The 17,352-nt window shown below is 69.2% G+C and carries 12 protein-coding genes and 1 tRNA gene; 4 read left to right on the plus strand and 9 right to left on the minus strand.

From position 1 onward, the window contains the following. Window positions 1-8: 8 nt before the first annotated feature. From Q0568_RS09285 to Q0568_RS09300, 4 genes are all read left to right on the plus strand, one after another. Entirely contained in the window at window positions 9-2,543 is a 2,535-nt protein-coding gene (locus Q0568_RS09285; protein WP_298865674.1) for a transglycosylase domain-containing protein, read from the plus strand. Continuing rightward, window positions 2,540-3,478 (plus strand): metallophosphoesterase, encoded by a 939-nt coding sequence (locus tag Q0568_RS09290; RefSeq protein ID WP_298865676.1) that lies wholly within the window; start codon window positions 2,540-2,542, stop codon window positions 3,476-3,478. The genes Q0568_RS09285 and Q0568_RS09290 overlap by 4 nt, the downstream gene beginning before the upstream one ends. Window positions 3,479-3,533: 55 nt before the next feature. Further along, a tRNA-Pro gene (locus Q0568_RS09295) sits at window positions 3,534-3,607 on the plus strand. Between the two features lie 344 nt (window positions 3,608-3,951). Then, complete coding sequence (locus Q0568_RS09300) at window positions 3,952-4,725, plus strand: HAD-IIB family hydrolase (RefSeq protein ID WP_298865678.1); 774 nt, start codon at window positions 3,952-3,954, stop codon at window positions 4,723-4,725. 119 nt (window positions 4,726-4,844) lie between these two features. Here the strand turns inward: Q0568_RS09300 and Q0568_RS09305 are convergent, their stop codons facing one another. The 9 genes from Q0568_RS09305 to Q0568_RS09345 form a co-directional block, all read right to left on the minus strand. Then, window positions 4,845-5,456, minus strand: a complete 612-nt coding sequence (locus tag Q0568_RS09305) for a thymidine kinase (protein ID WP_298865680.1) — start codon at window positions 5,454-5,456, stop codon at window positions 4,845-4,847. 10 nt (window positions 5,457-5,466) lie between these two features. Then, window positions 5,467-6,885, minus strand: a complete 1,419-nt coding sequence (gene mqo / locus Q0568_RS09310) for a malate dehydrogenase (quinone) (protein ID WP_298866025.1) — start codon at window positions 6,883-6,885, stop codon at window positions 5,467-5,469. Window positions 6,886-6,967: 82 nt separating this feature from the next. After that, window positions 6,968-8,041: an aspartate-semialdehyde dehydrogenase gene (locus tag Q0568_RS09315; protein WP_298865682.1), complete on the minus strand. Its 1,074-nt coding sequence runs from the start codon at window positions 8,039-8,041 to the stop codon at window positions 6,968-6,970. Window positions 8,042-8,334: 293 nt separating this feature from the next. After that, window positions 8,335-9,621 carry an aspartate kinase gene (locus Q0568_RS09320; RefSeq protein WP_298866027.1) on the minus strand — a complete coding sequence of 429 codons (1,287 nt, stop codon included), beginning with the start codon at window positions 9,619-9,621 and terminating at the stop codon, window positions 8,335-8,337. Window positions 9,622-9,720: 99 nt separating this feature from the next. Further along, a complete protein-coding gene (locus Q0568_RS09325; RefSeq protein ID WP_298865684.1) occupies window positions 9,721-10,644 on the minus strand; it encodes a DMT family transporter in 924 nt (307 codons plus the stop codon). Continuing rightward, window positions 10,641-11,234, minus strand: coding sequence for a recombination mediator RecR (recR, locus tag Q0568_RS09330; RefSeq protein ID WP_298865687.1), 594 nt, complete (start codon window positions 11,232-11,234; stop codon window positions 10,641-10,643). Before recR ends, Q0568_RS09325 begins: the two co-directional genes overlap by 4 nt. Beyond that, complete coding sequence (locus Q0568_RS09335) at window positions 11,234-13,792, minus strand: DNA polymerase III subunit gamma and tau (RefSeq protein WP_298865689.1); 2,559 nt, start codon at window positions 13,790-13,792, stop codon at window positions 11,234-11,236. Before Q0568_RS09335 ends, recR begins: the two co-directional genes overlap by 1 nt. Before the next feature lie 201 nt (window positions 13,793-13,993). After that, window positions 13,994-16,486, minus strand: a complete 2,493-nt coding sequence (locus Q0568_RS09340) for a glycosyl hydrolase family 65 protein (protein ID WP_298865691.1) — start codon at window positions 16,484-16,486, stop codon at window positions 13,994-13,996. Between the two features lie 20 nt (window positions 16,487-16,506). Continuing rightward, a complete protein-coding gene (locus Q0568_RS09345; protein WP_298866029.1) occupies window positions 16,507-17,250 on the minus strand; it encodes an HAD family phosphatase in 744 nt (247 codons plus the stop codon). Window positions 17,251-17,352 lie beyond the last annotated feature (102 nt).

Consider the following 17,352-nt stretch of genomic DNA (forward strand, 5'->3'; position numbering starts at 1 on the left):
CTCGAACGATGAAGGGTGTGCTCGGCGGCCTGCTGGGCATGGTCGGCCTCGCGGCCATCGCCGGCATGCTGGCCACGGCAGCTGTCACCCCCGCCATCGCCATCGCCGGTGTGAGCGGCTCGAAGGCCCTCTCGATCTTCGAGAACCTTCCCAACAGCCTCGTCCCGGGCGCTGTGATGGAGCCGACCACGTTCTACGGCACCGGCACCGACGGCAAGCCGTTCCAGCTCGCGAAGTTCTACGATCAGAACCGCGTGCCGGTGACGTTCGAGCAGGTCTCCCCGGTCATGTACGACGCGATCCTCTCCAGTGAGGACAAGAGCTTCTACGAGCACGGCGGCGTGAACCTGGGGGCGACGGTCAAGGCTGTCTACGACAACGTCCGCGGCACCTCCTCGCGCGGTGCGTCGACCATCAGCCAGCAGTTCGTGAAGAACGTGCTGATCCAGCAGTGCGAACAGGACGTACCCGCCTCCGATGCCGATGCGCTCAACAAGTGCTGGAACGATGCCGCCAACGCTGTCGGCGCCGATGGCGTGCAGCGCAAGCTGCAGGAGATGCGCTACGCCATCCAGATCGAGAAGGACTACTCGAAGAACGACATCCTGCTGGGCTACCTGAACATCGCCAACTTCGGCGGGCAGACCTACGGCATCGAAGCAGCCGCGAATTACTACTTCGGCACCACGGCGGCTCAGCTGACGCTGAATCAGGCCGCCACCCTGGCTGGCATCGTGCAGAACCCGAACCGGTTCCGCATCGACAAGGAGGACGGTTCCTGGTCGAAGAACGGCAAGCCGACCAACAGCAAGGCCGACGGTTACGCCGACACCAAGTTCCGCCGGGACTACGTCCTGAATCGCATGCGCATCGATGGCAAGATCACCAAGGAAGAGCATGACGCGGCCATCGCGGAGCCGATCACCCCGAGCATCCACCCCACCACCCAGGGCTGTGCAGCGGCGGTCGACCAGGCATACTTCTGCCAGTACGTGAAGAAGATCATCGAAACCGACAAGGCCTTCGGAAAGGACCGTTCCGCGCGGCAGGAGCTGCTCAAGCGCGGCGGTCTGAAGGTGTACACCTCGCTCGACATGCGCATCCAGGGTCCGGCGGTAAAGGCGCTTCACGATCGCGTTCCGCCCAACTACGACAACAAGTACTTCGGCGGTGCCGGCGTGACCGTCCAGCCGGCTACCGGCCGGATCCTGGCGATCACGCAGAACACCACTTTCCGCGAGACGACGTCCGCCGACCAGGCGTACACCAGCCTGGTGTTCGCCTCGGACACGGTGCAGGGCGGCTTCCCTGTCGGCTCGGCATACAAGATCTTCACCCTGATCGACTGGCTGGAGAATGGACACTCCGTCAATGAGAGGGTGAACGGCACGAACCAGCGACTGAAGATGACGGCGTGCGGACGCCCGCTGCCGGTGCTGGACACCCGCACGATCGGGAACTTCGGCGGCGGCAACGGCTACTTCGGAACGCCGATGCGCTTCACACGTGACTCGTTGAACTCGGGCTACTTCGCCATGGCCTCCAAGCTGGACGTCTGCGACATCAACAAGGTCGCGCAGCGCATGGGCGTGACGCTGGGTGATGGGAAGAGCGTGACCGCGACTAACAATGCGTACGACGTCCTCGGATCGAAGTACATCTCGCCGCTTTCGATGGCGAGCGCCTTCGCGACAGTCGCCAACCAGGGCGTCTACTGCATGCCGAAGGCCATCGACAAGGTGATCGGCACCGACGGCAAGGAGATGCCGCTGCCGGAGTCATCGTGCACCAAGGTCATCGAGCCCGAGATCGCCGCCACTGCCGCGTACGCGCTCCAGGGTGTGATGGCACCGGGAGGGACCGGCTCGCGTGCCAATCCGCACGATGGCACTCCGCTGCTCGGCAAGACTGGTTCCAACAACCGTTCCTCGACGATGATGATCGAGTCCAGCACCAAGGCTGCAACCGCGGTCTACATCGGCCGTTGGAACAACATCGGCGCCAATGAGAACATCTGGGGCAAGTGGTACAAGGGGAACCTGCTGGAGAACATCCGCTATTCCGTGGCCCGCGACATGCAGGCCGCTGCCGACGCGGTGCTGGGGCGTGGTGACCAGTTCCCCCCGCCAGACGACAAGCTCACGAAGACGCCGTACGAGGACCTGCCGAACGTCGTCGGACAGCCCGTCGAACAGGCCACGAAGACCCTCGAGGATGCCGGCTTCCAGGTACAGGTCGGCGCACCGGTCGACAGCACGGTCGCCGCGGGCCTCGTGGCCGAGCAGACTCCGGGCGCGGGCAGGGTGGCGGGAGGCACGACCGTGACGCTGAGTCCCAGCACGGGCAACCCGCCCGCGATAGCCGTGCCGAACGTGGTGGGTGAGAAGTTCGGGAAGGCGAAGTCGACGCTGGAGGGCGCCGGGTTCGGGGTGAGCGATCAGGGGTGCAAGGGCGGCTCGCCCGTGACCGGGCAGAACCCCGCAGCCAACGCACCGGCTCCCCCGGGCACCACGGTCTCGCTCACGTGCGGCCCCGAGAATTGAGCCGCACAGGCTCCGCTCACCCGGCCCTCATCGCGCTCGGCGCGGTGGGGGCCGCCGGTGTCGCGGCGACGGTGTGGGGTGTAGGCATCGAGCGCTACCTGTTCACCGTCCGTGAAGCGGTGGCGCCCGCTCTCACCCCCGGAAGCAGCCCGATTCGCGTACTGCACATCTCGGACGCGCACATGGCGCCCTGGCAGCACCGCAAGCAGGAGTGGCTGGCTTCGCTCGCGGATCTCAAGCCCGACCTGATCATCAACACCGGCGACAACCTCGGCCACAAGGACGGGCTCGTCGGCATCCGCCGGGCCCTCGCCCCACTGGCAGGGATTCCCGGTGTCTTCGTGCACGGCTCCAACGATGTGCTGGGGCCCGCTCCGCGCAACCCGCTGAGGTATTTCGCGGGCCCGTCGAAGGTCGTGCGTGAGCCGGTCGCGCTGGACACGGATGCCTTGGATGCGTTCTTCACCGACGAGCTGGGCTGGCACGGTCTGAACAACGCCGCCACGCGGCTGCAGGTCGCAGGCGCCAGCATCGACTTCATCGGCGTCGACGACGCGCATCGCGACTGGGATGCCCTGGATGCTCTCCCCGATGCGCTGCAGGCGCTCGGTGAGCGGCCTGCAGGCTCGTCGCTGATCGGTGTCACGCACGCGCCGTACCAGCGCGTGCTCAACGGCTTCATCGAGCTGGGAGCGGATGCCGTGTTCGGCGGCCACACGCACGGCGGCCAGGTGTGCCTGCCCGGCTACGGCGCACTGGTGGCGAACTGCGACATCCCGCTGAAGCAGGCCAAGGGCCTGAGCACGTGGACACACGGCGGCCGTACGGTGCCGCTGAACGTCAGCGCGGGCTGCGGGCACTCGATCTACGCCCCGGTGCGCTTCGCCTGCCGCCCCGAGGCGACGCTGCTGACCCTCACGGCACGCGCGGCCTGACCGGCCGATTCGTCGTAACGGCCTTCTCGCATGTAGACTCGAACGGTTGCAACAACGGGGTGTGGCGCAGCTTGGTAGCGCGCTTCGTTCGGGACGAAGAGGCCGCAGGTTCAAATCCTGTCACCCCGACTCAACGCCGCAGGACCCCGCCCGGAGGGCGGGGTCCTGCGGCGTTTCGTCCGGGACGCCAGAGGGGCCCCGCCGCGCAGGAGGCTCCGCCCGCCGCCACTTCCCGATACACAACCCGATCTCGGATTCGAGCGGCGGGTGGAGGGCGCGGTGGGGAAGCACCCCGACGCAAGCCGACAGAGCAGCACGCCGCGAAGCGGTGGGCTGCCCCGCCCCGCCCGCGATGCCGCGAAGCGGCGAGCACTCCGACTTTGCCCCGCCCTCTCCCCACGACGCCGCGCAGCGGCGAGCCCACCCTTGCCGCAGCGGCGAGCACCCCGATGCTCGAATAAGCTGGAGGCACTATGCCCACACCGCGCCTGGTCGCCTTCGACCTCGATGACACGCTCGCCCCGTCCAAGGCCCGCATCGACGCCCGCATCGCAGGTCTGCTGTGCGGCCTGCTGCAGCGGGTCGACGTCGCCATCATCTCCGGTGGCAACGAGCAGCAGTTCCGCACGCAGGTCATCTCGCAGCTGGCCGACGCACCGGCATCCGATCTGGCGCGACTTCACCTGCTGCCCACCTGCGGCACCCGCTACCTGCGCCACGACGGCAGCGACTTCACCGCCGTCTACGCCCACGACCTCACCGATACCGAGAAGACCGCGGCCATGGGCGCCCTGCGTCAGGAGGCCCAGCGCCTGGGTCTGTGGGAGCCGAACCCCTGGGGCGAGATCCTCGAGGACCGCGGCTCGCAGATCACCTTCTCCGCCCTCGGCCAGCAGGCCCCCGGCGACGCCAAGCGCGCCTGGGATCCCGACGGCGCCAAGCGCGCCGCCCTGCGCGACGCGGTCGCCGCCCGGCTGCCCGGTCTGGAGGTCCGCTCCGGCGGCTCCACCAGCATCGACATCACCCGTCAGGGCATCGACAAGGCCCACGGCATGCGCCAGCTCGCCGAGCACACCGGCATCCCGCTGACCGAGATGCTCTTCTACGGCGACCGCCTCGACGAGGGCGGCAACGACTACCCCGTGCTCGCCATCGGCGTGCCCTGCGTGCCCGTGGAGGGCTGGCAGGACACCGCCGACAAACTCGACGCCCTCATTCCGGCGCTGCCCGCGCCCGTCGCCGACTGATCCGACCTGCGCACGGCCGGAAGCGAGCGGATGCCGCCAGCGACGCTTCGCGCTGGCCGTGGGACTGAGCTCAGCGCGCCAGCATCCGCCATCCGACCTACGGCATCCGCATCAGAAGATCAGCCGAGCACCCCGCCGGATTCCTCGAGATAGCAGTTCCCGCACAGCGACTCGTACGTGACGGAAGCACCGTCGATCGCGACCTGGTCGCCATCGAAGACGAATCGCCCATCGATCTTCCGCCCGTTGAACACGGCCTTGCGGCCGCAACGGCAGATGGTCTTCAACTCCTCGAGCGTGTGCGCGATGGCCAGCAGCCGCGCAGAGCCCGGGAACGCATGCGTGCGGAAGTCGTTGCGGATGCCGTAGGCCAGTACCGGGATGCCGTCCAGCACCGCGATGCGGAACAGGTCGTCGATCTGCTCGGGCGTGAGGAACTGCGCCTCATCGATGAGCAGGCACGCGACATCCGCATGATCCTCGGACGCCCGCCGCACCTGCTCGCGCTGCGCGGCGAACAGCCCGCGCGCATCGTCATCCGGGCCGATGAGGAAGTCGACCTCACGGGTCATGCCCAGCCGGCTCTCGATCTGCGAGGCGCCTTTGGTGTCGATGGCGGGCTTGGCCAGCAGCACGTGCTGGTCTCGCTCCTCGTAGTTGTAGGCGGCCTGCAGCAGTGCCGTCGACTTGCCGGAGTTCATCGCGCCGTAGCGGAAGTACAGCTTCGCCACGGTGCGCCCGTCAGCCCTGCAGCGAGAGCACGGCGGACGTCTTCTCGAACGTCTCCTTCGCCAGCTCCGGCTTGTCGTTGAGCTGCTCCCCCAGCGTGGGGATCAGCTGACGCAGCTTCGGCTCCCAGCCGGCGTACTCGTCGGCGAAGCAGCGCTTGAGCAGTCCCAGCATGATCGGCACGGCGGTGGAGGCTCCCGGCGAGGCGCCCAGCAGGCCCGAGATGGAGCCGTCGGCCGAGGTGATGACCTCGGTGCCGAACTGCAGCTTGCCGTTGTGCATGACCTGGGCGCGCTGACCGGCCTGGCGCAGCGTCCAGTCCTCGTCCTTGGCATCCGGCATCAGCTCGCGCAGATCCTGGACCTTGCGGCTGTGGTTCTTCAGCAGCTCGCTGACCAGGTACTTGATGAGGTCGAAGTTGGTGGCGGCGACCTTCAGCATGCTGAACAGGTTGGACGGGCGCACCTGGGTGACGATGTCCCAGTTCGAGCCGTTCTTGAGGAACTTCGGGCTGAACGTGGCGAACGGGCCGAACAGCACCGACGTCTTGCCGTCGACGACGCGGGTGTCCAGGTGCGGCACCGACATCGGCGGGGCGCCCACCGTGGCCTTCGAGTACACCTTGGCGTGGTGCTTCGCCACGATCTCGGGCTTGCTGGTCATCAGCCACTGCCCGCCGATGGGGAAGCAGCCGTAGCCCTTGATCTCGGGGATGCCGCTGTTCTGCAGCAGCTTGAGCGCCCAGCCGCCCGCGCCGACGAACACGAAGCTCGCCTTGATCTCAGCGGGCGCGTGGCCCAGAGTGCGACGGCTCTTGATCAGCCAGGTGCCGTCCTTCTGACGCTTCAGGGAGCGCACCTCGGTGTTGGTGCGCACCTGCGCGCCGGAGGCCGCCAGGTGCGAGAAGAGCTGGCGCGTGAGGGCGCCGAAGTCCACGTCGGTGCCGCCGGTGACCCGCGTCGCGGCGAACGGCGCGTCGGTCTTCAGACGCTTCTCAACGAGCAGCGGCGCCCAGGTGTTGATGACGCGCGAGTCCTCGCTGTACTCCATGTCCGCGAACAGCGTCTGCTTGCTGAGCGCCTGGTAGCGGGTCTTCAGGAACGACACGTTCTTCTCGCCGCGCACGAAGGTCATGTGCGGGGTCGGGTTGATGAACGTGTCGGGGCCGCTGAGCACACCGCGGTCGATCAGGCTCGACCAGAGCTGGCGGCTGAGCTGGAACTGCTCGTTGATGGAGATCGCCTTGCTGACGTCGACGCTGCCGTCGGCAGCCTGCGGCGTGTAGTTCAGCTCGCACAGCGCCGAGTGGCCGGTACCCGCGTTGTTGAACGCGTTGGAACTCTCCTCGGCCACCTCGCTGAGGCGCTCGTAGGCGACGATCTTCCAGTCCGGCTGCAGTTCGTGCAGCAGAGTACCGAGTGTGGCGGACATGATGCCCCCACCGATCAAGACGACGTCGACGGTTTCAGTCACCCGACCAGTCTAGTCGTCGGCATCCGCCCCGTTTTCCGCGTCAGGCGGATGCCGGCACGAGGCGCTTCGTGAGCTCCTCGGCGATCTGCACCGCGTTCAGCGCCGCACCCTTGCGCAGGTTGTCGTTGGTGATGAACAGCACCAGGCCCTTGCCCTCGGGGGCGGACTGGTCGGCGCGGATGCGACCGACGAAGCTGGGGTCCTTGCCCGCGGCGTGCAGCGGCGTGGGCACTTCGTCGACGACCACGCCGGGCGCCTGGGCGAGCACCTCGTAGGCCCGCTCGGGGGTGATGTCGTTCGCGAACTCGGCGTGGATCGACAGGGAGTGCCCGGTGAACACCGGCACGCGCACGCAGGTGCCGGCCACGCGCAGGTCGGGAAGACCGAGGATCTTGCGGCTCTCGTTTCGGAGCTTCTTCTCCTCGTCGGTCTCGTTGTCGCCGTCGTCGACGAGGTTGCCGGCGAACGGGATCACGTCGAACGCGATCGGGGCGACGTACTTCTCGGGCGCGGGGAACTCGACGGCCGAGCCGTCGTGCACGAGGCGCAGCGTGTCGCCCTGGGCGACAGCGCTCTCCACCTGGCCCAGCAGCTCCTGCGCACCGGCGAGTCCGGATCCGGACACGGCCTGGTAGGTGCTGACGATGAGCCGCTCGAGGCCCGCCTCGGCGTCCAGCGCCTTCATGACCGGCATGGCGGCCATGGTGGTGCAGTTCGGGTTGGCGATGATGCCCTTGGGACGCTCGTCCATGGCATCCGGGTTCACCTCGCTGACCACCAGCGGGACCTCGGGATCCATCCGCCAGGCGCTGGAGTTGTCGACGACGACGGCGCCCGCAGCCGCGAATTTCGGCGCGTACGCGCGGCTGGCCGTGGCGCCGGCGGAGAAGAGGGCGATGTCGATGCCCGCGGGGTCGGCCGTCTCGACGTCCTCGACGACGACGTCCTGCCCCTGGAACTCGATGACCTTCCCGGCGGAGCGCGCGGAGGCGAACAGCCGCAGCTCGCGGACGGGGAAGGCGCGTTCGGCGAGGATCTCGCGCATCACGGTGCCGACCTGTCCGGTCGCGCCGACGACGGCGATCGAGAATCCTGAGTCGGAGATACGGGTCATGAGAAGTCCTTGGCGTGAAGACGGTGCGCCAGGCTCAGCCCCGAGGATGCTGCGCCCGGCGCCGGTGTCAGGGTTGCGGCGAGTCTACCCGCTCGCACCGGGGTGCGGATGCGGAGTGACGGATGCCGTCAGCGATCCGTCCGACGTGTGGTCCGTCGGGGACGGATGTCGGCAGAAAGCACGGATGTCGGCTCAGACGCTCCAATCCGACCGGCATCCGTGTTCTGAGCCGACATCCGTCCGGAGACGGACAGATTCCGGACGGACGTGGACGCTCGGGCGTGCGGATGCCGTCAGCGGCCGGTGCCGGCGTGGACGACGGCCTCGATCTCGCTGTCCAGCCCGTAGGCGGTGTGCACGGCCTGTGCGGCGGAGTTGAGATCGGAGCCGCGCAGCACGACCGAGATGCGGATCTCGGAGGTGGAGATCATCTCGATGTTGATGCCCGCGGTGCTCAGCGCATCGAACAGGATCTCGGAGACGCCGGAGTGCGTGCGCATGCCGGCGCCGACCACCGACAGCTTGCCGATCTGGTCGTCGTGGATGAGGTTCTCGAAGCCGACCTCGTTCTTCTCGGCCGCCAGCGCCTTCAGCGTGGCGGTCGCATCGGCCTTGGAGAGCGTGAAGGAGATGTCGGTGCGGCCGGTGGATGCCGCCGACACGTTCTGCACGATCATGTCGACGTTGGCGCCGGACTTGGAGACGATCTTGAAGATCTCCGCGGCCTTGCCGGGCACGTCGGGCACGCCCGTGACGGTGATCTTGGCCTGGCTGAGGTCGGTGGCGACGCCTGCGACGATGGGTTCTTCCATGACTGCTCCCTCGGTTTCGCGGGGGTTCTTCATGCCCTCGCCCAGAACGTAGGTGCCCTCGGCCGACGAGAACGTGGACCGGGCGTGGATGAGGACGTGCTGCCGACGCGCGTACTCGACGGCGCGGATGTAGAGCACCTTGGCGCCGTTGGCGGCCAGCTCCAGCATCTCCTCGGTGGAGATGTGGTCGAGCTTGCGGGCCTTCGGGATCACGCGCGGATCGGCGGTGTAGATGCCGTCGACGTCGCTGTAGATCTCGCAGACGTCGGCCTTCAGCGCCGCGGCCAGCGCGACGGCGGTGGTGTCGGAGCCGCCGCGGCCGAGCGTGGTGATGTCGCGGGTGTCGCGGTTGAAGCCCTGGAAGCCTGCGACGATGACGATCGCCCCCTCGTCCAGAGCCTCGCGCAGGCGCACCGGGGTGACGTCGACGATGCGGGCCTTGCCGTGGTGCGAGTCGGTGATCATGCCGGCCTGGCTGCCGGTGAACGAGCGGGCCTCGAAGCCCATCGAGTGGATGGCCATGGCCAGCAGCGCCATGGAGATGCGCTCACCGCTGGAGAGCAGCATGTCCAGCTCACGGGGCGCCGGGATGGGCGCCACCTCGTGCGCGAGATCCAGCAGTTCGTCGGTCGTGTCGCCCATGGCGCTGACGGCCACGACCACGTCGTGGCCGGCACGACGGGTGTCGACGATGCGCTTGGCGACGCGCTTGATGCTCTCCGCATCGGCGACGGACGATCCGCCGTACTTCTGCACGATCAGGGCCACGTTCACTCCCGGGGACGGTGGGCGGAGCCGCCCAGGAACATTGTACGGATCGGGTCCATGCCCGCCGATGCATGTGACGGGTACGGCCGGCGAGTCCGGCTAGGCGGTGGGCCCGGACGGGACCTCGGATGCCCGTGGCCTGAAGCGTCCCCCGGTGGCGGCGAACCAGCATCCGATGAGGATGATCGGCAGGCCGATGATCAGGCCGGGCGTGACGGGCTCGGCCACCAGCACGGTGCCCAGCACGATCGCGACGATCGGGTTGATGTAGGTGAACAGCGGCGCGCGCACCGGACCGACCTCGCGGATGAGCGCGAAGAAGCACACGAATGCGAACGCCGTGCAGACCACGCCCAGCAGCAGCAGCGAGCCTGCCGAGCGCAGGGTGGGCGGCTCGTGCGGGGTGAGGATGGCCGCAGGCAGGTACGCCAGGCCGATGGCGAGCAGGGCCAGGGTGATCGTGCCGATCGAGGGCACGTCGGCGAGCTTGTGCGCGATGATGAACGGCGCGATCGCGTACATCACGGCGGTGAGCATGATCTCGCCGATGGCGAAGGCGCTGGCGGGCTCGGTCGGGAACAGTCCGGGACCCGCGACGACGATGGCCACGCCCGCGAACCCCACCAGCAGGCCGCCCAGACGGATGGGAGCGAGTGCTGTGCGATCGCCGCGCAGCAGCGCGATGATCACGGCGAACAGCGGCACGGTGGCGACCAGCAGACCGGTCAGCCCGGACGGCAGCTGCGTCTCGGCGTGGCTGAGCAGCAGGAACGGGCCGCCCATCTCCACCGCTCCGAAGGCCAGAATCCACGGCCAGTGCTTCCAGGCCGCCCTCAGCGCTCCGCTGCGGATCGCGAGCGGCAGCAGCACGAGCGCGCCCAGCAGCGTACGGCCGGAGACCACCGCCGGCGGGCCGAACGTGTCGACGGCCTCCTTGATGAACAGGTAGGTGATGCCCCACACGAACGCCATGACGGCGAACAGGATCCAGCCCCGGCGGCTGAATCCGGCGTTCGCGTTCACAGGCGGCGACGGCCCTCGAAGGCCCGCCCCAGCGTCACCTCGTCCGCGTACTCCAGGTCGCCGCCGACGGGCAGCCCTGAGGCCAGCCGTGAGACGGTGATGTCCATGCTGGTGAGCAGTCGACTGAGATAGCTGGCCGTGGCCTCGCCCTCGAGGTTGGGGTTGGTGGCGAGGATGACCTCCTGCACGGTGCCGTCGGCCAGGCGCGTCATCAGCTGCGCGATGCGCAGGTCGTCGGGTCCGACGCCGGCGATGGGACTGATGGCGCCGCCGAGCACGTGATACAGGCCGCGGAATTCGCGGGTGCGCTCGATCGCGGCGACGTCCTTGGCGTCTTCGACCACGCAGATCAGTTCGGGGTTGCGGCGCGGGTCGCAGCAGATCGCGCAGCGCTCGTGCTCGGACACGTTGCCGCAGATCTCGCAGAAGCGCACGCGCTCACGCACCTCGACCAGCAGCTCCGAGAGCCGCTTCACGTCGAAGGAGGGCGTCTGCAGGATGTGGAACGCGATGCGCTGCGCGGATTTCGGCCCGATGCCGGGGAGCCGGCCGAACTCGTCGATCAGCTCCTGGACGATGCCGTCGTACATCAGTGGAACCTCGTCGGGGGCTCGTAGGGCTCTTCGCGGAGGAACTTCGCGCCGAGCACCTGGCGGATCACGGCCTCGCCGCGGCGCTCGACGCCGTCGGAGGCCGCGCGGTGCGAGGAGACGAACGGCGCAGGCGCCTGACGGGCAGGCGCCTGACGGGCGGAGGCATGCGCCGCGGGCGCCTGACGGGGCGCGCGGGATGCTCCGGCGTCGGGAACGGGCGCATCGTAGGCGGGGTCATAGGGCGGCTCGTCGTCGAACGGCGGGTAGTCGTCCTCGGGCGGGGTGTCGATGGCGCCGTCCGTTGGAGGTGCAGGAGGAGCGGATGCCGCGGCCTCGGCTTCGGCGGGCTCCTCATCCACCGCGAACTGCTGCTGCACGGCGGCCGGCGCGGCGGGTGCTGCCGGTGCTGTGCGCGCCGTCGGCGCGGCATCCGCGGTGCCCACGGCGCTCTCGGCGGGCGCCGAGGTCGGGATCGTCGCGACCGCCCACTCCATGACGGATGCGGGCACCGACGCGGAGCCGCTCCTCGGATCGCTGCGGTGGTCGGCTTCCCCTACCGGCGACGGGTCGCCCATCGGGTTGGCCCAGCCGGCTGCGGGGGCGTCGTCTCCGTGCGCGTCGGAGCGCTCCGGAGCAGGACGGCTCGGCGACGTCGGTGCAGGACCGGACGGGACGCGTGCGCTGCCACCGCCGCCCTGCGGAGGAAGAGGCGCGGGGCGGTACTTCACGGTGATGCCGAGCTCCTGCTCGATGGCCGCGCGCAGGTGGTCGGACGGACCGTCGCCGGGCTTGGTGCCCTTGAATCTCGTCAGGTCCGAGGGGCTCGCGAACCCCAGCGTCAGCACGGTCTTCTCGGCATTGAAGCCGAGCGGCTGCGTGCCCGTGGCCACCAGCCACGACGTGCGGCTGACGGACTCCAGCCGCTTCAGCACCGCCGGCCACGACGCCTGGATGCGTTCGAACGTGACGGGGCCGGCCGGTGCGGCAGGTGCGGGTTCCGCAGCGGATGCCGTGGGGGCGGCCGACGCAGGAGCTGAGGACTCGGATGCCGGTGCCGCAGCCGGTGCCGGAGAGGCAGTGGCCACGGGCCGGGGTTCGGCGGCGGATGCCTCGCCCTCGGCCGCAGCACCGGCGGGCGCCGACGTGTCGACAACCGGCACGGTCGCGGCTGGTGCGGAGGTTCCGTGCTGCGGAGCAGTGCCCGGCTTCTCAGGCGTGGAGGCAGGCGCGGCCGCGGAATCGGCGGCGGAGCCCGCCGCTGCAGGTGCCGCAGCGGACGCCGGCGTTCCTGCCGACCTGGTCGCAGCGGCAGTCGGGGGCACGACCGGTTCGTGCACGGCAGTGCGAGTTGCCGGAGACGCGGTTCCCGCGGGAGACGCCGGTGCCGCGGGCGCGGGCGTCGCAGGTGATGCCTGGCCCGCGGCATCCGCCGGCGCTGCGGCCAGCACGCGGGCGACCATGAGCTCCAGGTGCAGACGAGGCGAGGTGGCGCCGGTCATGTCGTCGAGGGCACGGCTGACGAGGTCGGCCGTGCGAGACAGCCGCGAGGCGCCGAAGGACGCCGCCTGCGCCAGCATCCGCTGCATCTCGTCGGCGGGCAGGCCGCGCAGCACGGACGATGCGCCCGCTTCCCCGACTGCGGCGATGACGATGAGATCGCGCAGGCGCTCCAGCAGGTCGTCGACGAAGCGGCGCGGATCCTGACCGGACTGCACGACGCGGTCGACCGCGGGGAAGGCCGCGGCGGCATCGCCCGCGGCGAGTGCCTCGACGATCTCATCCAGCAGCGCCGCGTGCGTGTAGCCCAGCAGCGCGACGGCGCGCTCGTACGTCACCAGGGTCTGGGTCCCTGAGCCTGTCGAAGGGTCGGAACCGGCGATGAGCTGGTCCAGCAGCGACAGGGTGTCGCGCGGCGAGCCGCCGCCGGCGCGCACGACCAGGCTCAGCACGCCCTGTTCGACCTGCACGCCCTCCTCGCCGCACAGCTTCTCGACGTATTCGAGCATGGCCGCCGGCGGCACCAGTCGGAACGGGTAGTGGTGGGTGCGCGAGCGGATGGTGCCGAGCACCTTCTCGGGCTCGGTGGTCGCGAAGATGAACTTCACGTGCTCGGGCGGCTCCTCGACCAGTTTCAGCAGCGCGTTGAAGCCCTGCGGCGTGACCATGTGCGCCTCGTCGAGGATGAAGATCTTGTAGCGGTCGCGGCTGGGTGCGAACGTGGCGCGCTCGCGCAGGTCGCGGGCGTCGTCGACACCGTTGTGGCTGGCGGCGTCGATCTCGACCACGTCCAGCGACCCGCCGCCGTTGCGGGACAGCTCCATGCAGCTCGGGCACTTCCCGCACGGAGTGTCGGTGGGGCCCTCGGCGCAGTTCAGGCAGCGCGCGAGGATGCGCGCCGACGTGGTCTTCCCGCACCCGCGAGGGCCGGAGAAGAGGTATGCGTGCCCCACGCGGTCGCCGCGCAGCGCGGTCATGAGCGGATCGGTCACCTGGGACTGGCCGATCATCTCCGCGAAGGTCTCGGGCCGGTAGCGGCGGTAGAGGGCTGCTGTCACCCGTCCAGCCTACGGCGTGCGACCGACATCGGTTCCGGGGCCGCCGCGCACATCGCGGTGCACGGTCTCCGACGCCGACTCACCAGCATCCGCCGCCAGCGTCGAAACCCCTCGCCAGCGTCGAAACCCCTCAGCAGTGACGTCGCTGCTGAGGGGTTTCGACGATCAGGAGGGGTCTCGACGGCACGCGGAGGAGTGACCTCAGTCCTCGTAGGCGGCGATCACGGGGATGGTCGTGGTGGTGACGGGAACCGTGGGCGACATGAGCGTGCCGTCGTCGCGGCGGGCATCCTCGAACTGGCGCAGAGTCGGGCGGCCGCGGCGCACCGGCCCCTGGTCGGCCAGCGCCACCAGCGCGGGCTCCGCCGCGGATGCCCGGTGCTTCACGCCCCGCACGGAGAAGTCCACCGGCTCGCCGGAGCGCACCTCCACGCGCATCGCATCGGCCGTGAGCGTCACCTGCAGCTGCGAATCGTGCCAGCGCAGCGGGTACGCCAGCTCGGGCCAGTCCTCGGGCAGACGCGGATCGAAGGACAGCTTGCCGTCGTGGTCGCGCATGCCGCCGAACCCGGACACCAGCGTGGTCCACACTCCGCCGGCGGACGCCACGTGCACGCCGTCGGCCGCGTTGTGGTGCAGGTCGCCGAGATCCACGAACAGCGCCTGCTCGAAGTAGTTCCGCGCGAGATCCTGGTACCCGACCTCGGCCGCCATGATGGACTGCACCACCGCCGACAGCGTCGAGTCCCCGGTGGTCAGCGGATCGTAGTAGTCGAAGTCGGCGAGCTTCTGCTCGGCGGTGAAGTGGTTGCCCTGCAGGAACAGCGCCAGCACGACATCCGCCTGCTTGAGAACCTGGAACCGGTAGATCACGAGCGGGTGGTAGTGCAGCAGCAGCGGGCGCTGCTCGGCGGGCGTGCCCTCCAGATCCCACACCTCGCGCTCCAGGAACATGGCGTCCTGCGGATGGATGCCCAGTGACTCGCTGAACGGGATATGGATGGCCTCGGCCGCCCGCTCCCAGGCATCCCGTTCTCCGGCATCCAGCCCGGTGCGCTCCACCAGCGCGGCGTACGCAGCCGGATCCTGCTCGGCCATCTCCCCCACGATGCGCGCCGCGAAGCGCAGGTTGTAACGGGCCATCACGTTGGTGAACAGGTTGTCGTTGACGACCGTGGTGTACTCGTCCGGCCCCGTCACCCCGTGGATGTGGAATGTGGAGCTGCCGTTGGTGCCGCGCCAGAAGCCCAGCGTCGACCACAGTCGCGCGGTCTCCACGGCGATGTCGGCGCCCTCGCGCCGCAGGAAGTCCTCGTCGCCGGTCGCCCGCACGTACTTGCCGAGCGCATAGCTGACGTCGGCGTTGATGTGGTACTGCGCGGTACCGGCGGCGTAGTACGCCGATGCCTCCTCGCCGTTGATGGTGCGCCACGGGAACAGCGCCCCCGCCTCGTTGAGCTGGGCGGCGCGGCGTCGCGCGGCGGGCAGCATCAGCACCCGCGCGCGCAGCGCGTTCTTCGCCCAGCGCGGCGACGTGTACGTCAGGAACGGGAGCACGTAGATCTCGGTGTCCCAGAAGTAGTGGCCGCTGTAGCCCGAACCGGTCAGGCCCTTCGCCGCCACTCCGGCGCCGTCGGCGCGCGACGCGGCCTGCGCCAGCTGGAACATGCACCACCGGGTGGCCTGCTGCAGGTCGTCGTGCCCCGCGATGCGCACATCGGACCGCTCCCAGAAGTCGGCCAGCCACGCAGCCTGCGCACGGAACAGCGCATCCACGCCCTCCACGCCCACACGGTCCAGCGACCGACGGCAGCGATCCACCAGCTCGCGCGGCGGCACGCCCCGGGAGCTGTGGTAGCTGACGATCTTGCTGATCCGGATCGGAACGCCGGCCTTGGCCTGCACGCGGAAGACGTTCTTGGCGATGTCCGGCTCGATGAGCGTGCGCGCGCTGTACTCGTTCTCGGTCTCGACGATGTGGTCGGCCACGACGGCCACCGTCATCCCGGATTCCGTCACCCGGTAGGACAGCGCCGACCGCAGCCCGTCCTGCCAGTACTCCACCGGCTGCAGCACGCGCTGTGAGATCTTCTCGGCGCGTCGAGGATCGAATCCGGCCTTGCTCTCGGACTTCGCGGCCATCGGGTCGCCGGCGTAGATGCCCGCGCCGTCCTGCCGGTTCAGCAGCTGGCAGCTGATGGTCACGGGCGCGTCGGCGTTCTCGACGACGACCTCGAGCCGCAGCACGGCCAGGTGCCGCTCATCGAAACTGACGATGCGCTCGTCGTGCATGCGGACCCGCTTGCCCGATGGCGTGACCCACACCACAGTGCGCGAGAGCACGCCGGTGCGCAGATCCAGGGCGCGCTCGTACTCGTGGATCTCGGTCTCGTCGAAGGTCAACGGCTCGTCGTCGATGTACACCCGCATGACCTTGGCGTCCGGCGCGTTGATGATGGTCTGCCCCACCTCGGCGAACCCGTACGCCTGCTCGGCATGTCGGATGGGCCAGGTCTCGTGCAGCCCGTTGATGAAGGTGCCGTGCTCGTGTGCGCCGCGGCCCTCGATGTGGTTGCCCCGCAGACCGAGATAGCCGTTCCCGACCGAGAAGAAGGTCTCCGAGACCCCCTGCTCGTCGTAACTGGTCTCGATGAGGCGCCAGGGGTCGACGGGATAGCGTTCGCGATCGATCATGCGTTCTCCGGAAGAGGGGTTCAGGGCAGCAGACGGGCGAGGTCGTCGACGATGCACGTCGCACCGGCCTCGCGGAGGGCAGCGGGGCCGGCGCCGCGGTCGACGCCGACGACGGTGGCGTAGCCGGCGGATGCCGCAGAGCCGACGCCAGCGACGGCATCCTCCACGGCGACGGCCGCAGCCGGGTCGACGCCCAGCATCCGAGCCCCCGCCAGGAACATGTCCGGTGCGGGCTTGGAGGCCAGGTGCTCGCGCTCGGCGACGACGCCGTCGACGACGATGCGGAAGAAGTCGCGGATGCCGGCGGAGGCCAGCACCTCTTCGGCGTTCTTGGAGCTGGAGACCACGCCCATCGGCACCTCGGCATCCCGAAGAGCCTCGAGCACGGCCAGGGACCCCGGGTACGGGGCGATGCCCTCGCTGCGCAACGCGGCGGCGAAGGCCGCGTTCTTGCGGTTGCCGACGCCGCAGATCGTGTCGGCCTCGGGCGGATCGGTCACCTCTCCCCAGGGGATCTCGATGTTGCGGCTGCGCAGCAGGCTGGCGACGCCGTCGTAGCGCTTCTTGCCGTCGACGTAGGCGAAGTAGTCCGCATCCGTGTACGGCTCGGTGACGCCCCAGCGAGCGAGTTCCGCGTCGAAGACGGCCTTCCAGGCGCGCATGTGCACCTCGGCGGTGGGCGTGAGCACGCCGTCGAGATCGAACAGCACGCCGACGGCGCGCTGAAGATCGGGGAGCGCCTCGGGCACGACACCTCCAGGGATGGGGATCACTGCATCCAGCCTACTGATGCGACGGGGCGTATCCAGGGTCGGTCTCATCACGAATCGACGACTGCGGGGCGACGGCACGGGACGGGCTGCCGA

This window comes from uncultured Microbacterium sp. (assembly GCF_937927635.1).
Classification (GTDB): domain Bacteria; phylum Actinomycetota; class Actinomycetes; order Actinomycetales; family Microbacteriaceae; genus Microbacterium.

Excerpts from the sequence above, each read along its gene's own strand:
- Q0568_RS09285 (WP_298865674.1), top strand. The coding sequence starts at position 9 with ATGAAGGGTGTGCTCGGCGGCCTGCTGGGCATGGTCGGCCTCGCGGCC.
- Q0568_RS09300 (WP_298865678.1), top strand. The coding sequence starts at position 3,952 with ATGCCCACACCGCGCCTGGTCGCCTTCGACCTCGATGACACGCTCGCC.
- mqo (WP_298866025.1), bottom strand. The coding sequence starts at position 6,885 with ATGTCCGCCACACTCGGTACTCTGCTGCACGAACTGCAGCCGGACTGG.
- Q0568_RS09315 (WP_298865682.1), bottom strand. The coding sequence starts at position 8,041 with ATGACCCGTATCTCCGACTCAGGATTCTCGATCGCCGTCGTCGGCGCG.
- recR (WP_298865687.1), bottom strand. The coding sequence starts at position 11,234 with ATGTACGACGGCATCGTCCAGGAGCTGATCGACGAGTTCGGCCGGCTC.
- Q0568_RS09340 (WP_298865691.1), bottom strand. The coding sequence starts at position 16,486 with ATGATCGATCGCGAACGCTATCCCGTCGACCCCTGGCGCCTCATCGAG.